6 protein-coding genes are annotated in these 3,592 nt (G+C 60.0%); 3 read left to right on the plus strand and 3 right to left on the minus strand.

The features are described 5' to 3' along the window. Nucleotides 1-229: hypothetical protein (locus tag FLM9_RS08230; protein WP_180365328.1), on the plus strand; the 229-nt coding region annotated here is incomplete at its 5' end. 222 nt (nt 230-451) lie between these two features. On the opposite strand, the gene FLM9_RS06640 is transcribed toward FLM9_RS08230, so the two are convergent. Further along, nucleotides 452-1,516 (minus strand): class I SAM-dependent methyltransferase, encoded by a 1,065-nt coding sequence (locus tag FLM9_RS06640; RefSeq protein WP_074457834.1) that lies wholly within the window; start codon nt 1,514-1,516, stop codon nt 452-454. Between the two features lie 236 nt (nt 1,517-1,752). Here FLM9_RS06640 and sodN point away from each other — a divergent pair, with 236 nt between their 5' ends. After that, nucleotides 1,753-2,253 (plus strand): superoxide dismutase, Ni, encoded by a 501-nt coding sequence (sodN, locus tag FLM9_RS06645; protein WP_074457838.1) that lies wholly within the window; start codon nt 1,753-1,755, stop codon nt 2,251-2,253. After that, the gene (locus FLM9_RS06650; RefSeq protein WP_074457835.1) at nt 2,250-2,594 is read left to right on the plus strand and encodes a S24/S26 family peptidase; all 345 of its coding nucleotides are present in this window, start codon (nt 2,250-2,252) and stop codon (nt 2,592-2,594) included. Before sodN ends, FLM9_RS06650 begins: the two co-directional genes overlap by 4 nt. Nucleotides 2,595-2,615: 21 nt before the next feature. On the opposite strand, the gene psbM is transcribed toward FLM9_RS06650, so the two are convergent. Further along, entirely contained in the window at nt 2,616-2,720 is a 105-nt protein-coding gene (gene psbM, locus FLM9_RS06655) for a photosystem II reaction center protein PsbM (RefSeq protein ID WP_074457836.1), read from the minus strand. A gap of 99 nt (nt 2,721-2,819) precedes the next feature. Further along, entirely contained in the window at nt 2,820-3,308 is a 489-nt protein-coding gene (locus FLM9_RS06660; protein WP_074457837.1) for a 2Fe-2S iron-sulfur cluster-binding protein, read from the minus strand. Nucleotides 3,309-3,592 lie beyond the last annotated feature (284 nt).

The following is a 3,592-nucleotide window of genomic DNA, read 5'->3' on the forward strand; positions in this document are numbered from 1 at the left end:
GCCCACTTCCGGCCGCACCGTCACCGCCCAGGCGGCAGCGGCCGTGTCGCAACGGCTGCAGCCAGGGCGGCAGGAGGGCGTCATGGTCTGTATCGTCGGGCAGACCTTCTCCAGTGGCAGCGCCGCCTCTAAGGAAGTCAATGTTGTGTACGTCCTACTCTACAGCCTTTTCCTGGCCAAGTTTAATTATCTCAGCGAAGAGATTGGTGGCTGTAATGTGGGCAACTGACGATGCAAACAGGAGGGCAGTAGATCCCGCAGCGGCACCGATTTTAAGAACCTTGTGCTGTGGTTTCAGATAGGAGCGAGTGTGTTGTAGCCTGAACTCGTAGGATGCCATATCATTAATGAGTTAAGCAGCATGGTGCTTGGCAGTGCCATCCCAGAATGCAGCCTCTTCCTTTGCCGTCAATTCCTCCGTGGTGATCTTGACTGTATCACCTTTAAGGTTTCAAGCAGGCTTCCGCGCCAGCCACAGGCGCGAGAGGAAATGGGTCTCGCTGGGCAGTAACGTGAAGCCGGCTTGCTCCAGGCGGGTTTCGATGTCGTCAACCATGTAATCTCTGTAGAAGGGCTCGTGGTACATGCGACAGAAGTTTTCCGAGAGCACCTTGAATTGTGGAGAATCCTTGGGCTGGACGGAGTCCAGAACCGCCAGAACACCGCCGGGCTTGAGGAGACGGAAGGCTTGCTTCATGCAATTGTCCCGGGCCGGGCGCGGCAGTTCATGGAGTAGGAACACACAGGTGACGGCATCAAACCAACTGTCCACAAAGGGAACGGCTTCCACGTTGGCTTGGACAAGCTGGGGCAGCTCCCGCGGCTGTTCTGCCAGCCAGCGCCCCGCCTGGCGGAGATAGGCCTCGGATAGATCACAGCCCACAAGCTGAGCCTCTGGAAATGCAGCCCGCAGTTGGTGCATGGTGCGACCGGTGCCGGTGGCCAGATCCAGAATGCGCAGCGGCTGAGACGGAGCCTCGCCAGTTCCCATGCGGGGCAATGTCTGCTTCAAGGGTCGCAGCAGGCGCCGTCGCATGGGGTCCGCAGCCCCGTTGAACAAAATCTCCACCTGCAAGTCGTAGAGGGCCGCCGAGTAGTCACTCAGGTACCCATCCGTCTGGTTATGAAAATTCCGCAGGTAGTAGGCGGGGTAATGCCGGTGGTTGACGGTCCTGGGCAGGTCGCGAAAATCCCGCCGTCGCAGGCGATCCCACATGGCCGGGCTATCCAGCCAGAGGAGGGGATATCGGGCGGCCCAGTCCTTCCAGGGGCTGGAAAACAACAGTTCCGTGGGATAGATTCCGTCTTCCCCGTCCTGCCAATCCCGCTCCAGCAGAGCATCCATGGCGTGACGGAGAGCTTGCATGGTGCCGGGCTCCAGGGGCAGGGTTTTGACTACGGCATCGGGGGCCATGGTCTTCAGCAGGCGGAGGCTGATTTCCTTGTGGGCAAGACCGAAGGCCCCCTTACCTTTTTGCAGCACCTGGTACGTCAGTTTTGCCAGCGGGGCGACCATGGACAATGTTGGGAGGGTCAAGTCTCCATTGTGGCGGCCCACCTGGGGTTATCGGAGTGGCATTGGCCTGCAGGGACTCTGTGGATGGCCGTGGCGGCAGCTCGGTTGGGGAGCGACCGCCAGCTTGGCTCTTAAAGCCTGATAACAACCTGATAACATCTGTTCCCAGGTCGTCGCGTTCGTCTCGCCAGCAACGATCTCGTATCAACAGAATGAACCTGGCCAGGAAGGAACCCATGCTTCACAGTCTTCTGCAGTCTCTGGACACCATCCATCCATTCCCACGGGCTGAAGCCCATTGCGACATCCCATGCAAGATCTATGATCCTTCCACGGCCTTGATCGCAGCCCTGTCGGTTGTGCGCCTGATGGACATCATGAAAGAGAAGTCCGAAGGGGATGCCATGGCATCCCTGGCCACCCGCAACAATCTTGCCCGCTGCGTCGTGCGCAAGGAAGAGGAAGCGGAGAAGGTGAAGCATGAGGTGCGGATCATCTGGGGTGACTATTTCAAGACGCCCCAATTTGAAGCGTTCCCGGATGCCAGCAGTGTGGTTCACAAGATCATGCTACTGGGTGGCGCCTGCAAGCAAGGCGTCAACCGCGCTGACGGGGAAGCACTGGTGGACGCGGTCAACCAGTTTGCCGAGATGTTCTGGGCCACCAAGGGCATCAAGACCACCAGAAAAACCTGCCCGTATCCACCCAGCCTTGAGGTGGTCTATCCGGTGCTTTGATCCACCTGATTCAAGGCATTGGCGCCCTGCTGGGCTTCGGGATCGTTCGTGTGTCCGGGCTCAGCATGGTTCCAGCGCTGGAGGACGGGGATTTCGTCCTGTTTCGTCGGCTGTCAGCTGATCACGGTCTTTCTCCTGGAGTGATTGTCGTCGTCCGCCATCAGCGGTTGGGGACCATCGTCAAGCTGCTGGGAGAAGAAGCCGCGCCAGGACACTTCAAGTTGCACGGCCTTTCGGCCCTGTCCATGGGTAGCCACCACATGGGGAACACGGCACGGCAGAACATTATCGGCCTGGCCGTCCTGCGCATAGGGACCCACGGCACATCCAGGCTGGGGTGACCAGAGCGGTGGGGCCCGGGCTCAGGTCTGTGCCTTGTTGGTCTGGATGTAAAGAATGACGAGAAATAGGGCCGGCACCAGGACGAATAGAAGGCTGGTGATGAAACCCAGGGGATTCGTTTCCATCCAGGAACGGCAGAATAGAGCAAGCTAAGCCTATCACTTCCGCCCACGGGCAGAGGGCCAGTGGGCCATGGCTTTGCGGTTTGTTAAGCAAGCCCCCAATCACCGCTCCCCGGTCTCAACCTCGTCCCCACCGTCTTGCCCATCGCCATCATCCTGCCTGTCCTGGTGGGCGCCGTCCTGGGGACTGGACACGACATCCACAGGCATAACATCTATGGGCGTGGCATCCGCGGGCATGGCACTTGCAGCAGCAGCCAGGGCCTCGTCACCACCAGGCCAACCAGCCTGGGGACGGGTCACCACCACCAGGGAATCCCGAATCACGGCTTGGCAGGCGAGGCGCCAGCTTGGGGGCCGTTTCTTGAGAAAGCGTTGCTCCGGTGCTGTCCGTGGGGTGAGACAAGTGTCCTCCCCCTGGCCGGCCACGGCCACAAAGCATGTGCTGCACTGACCGCAGCCACCGCAGTTGCCCAGCTTGCCCTTGAGGCCGTAGAGCTCTACGCCGGCATCCAAGGCCGCGTCCCTCAGGATGATGCCAGTAGGGCAATCAACGTCCAACTGCTCTCGTAGGAAGTGGATGGTGGGCATGGTCCGGAGGGGAGGAGCTTGATGCAAATTGATTCTGAACGGCAGCACCTGGTCAGTGTGGGGCGAGCCTTGGGGGGAGCCGGGTCCAGGCCTGTGTTACAGGCCAGGTTGCAGTTCACGACGGGGGCACGGCGTTAAGCCGCTGTCCATGCGCCCAAGGAATGCCATTCCGTTACGGCGGGACTGACCAGCAAGCGACCTGTGGTGTGCAACAGGGAAGGACGGCCTGTCCGCCTTCACCTTATGGGTCCTGACCCTAGGATCAGGGCCCATAGCGAGAAGAT

Origin of the sequence: Candidatus Synechococcus spongiarum (assembly GCF_900047545.1) — a bacterium.
Classification (GTDB): Bacteria; Cyanobacteriota; Cyanobacteriia; order PCC-6307; family Cyanobiaceae; genus Synechococcus_B; species Synechococcus_B spongiarum_C.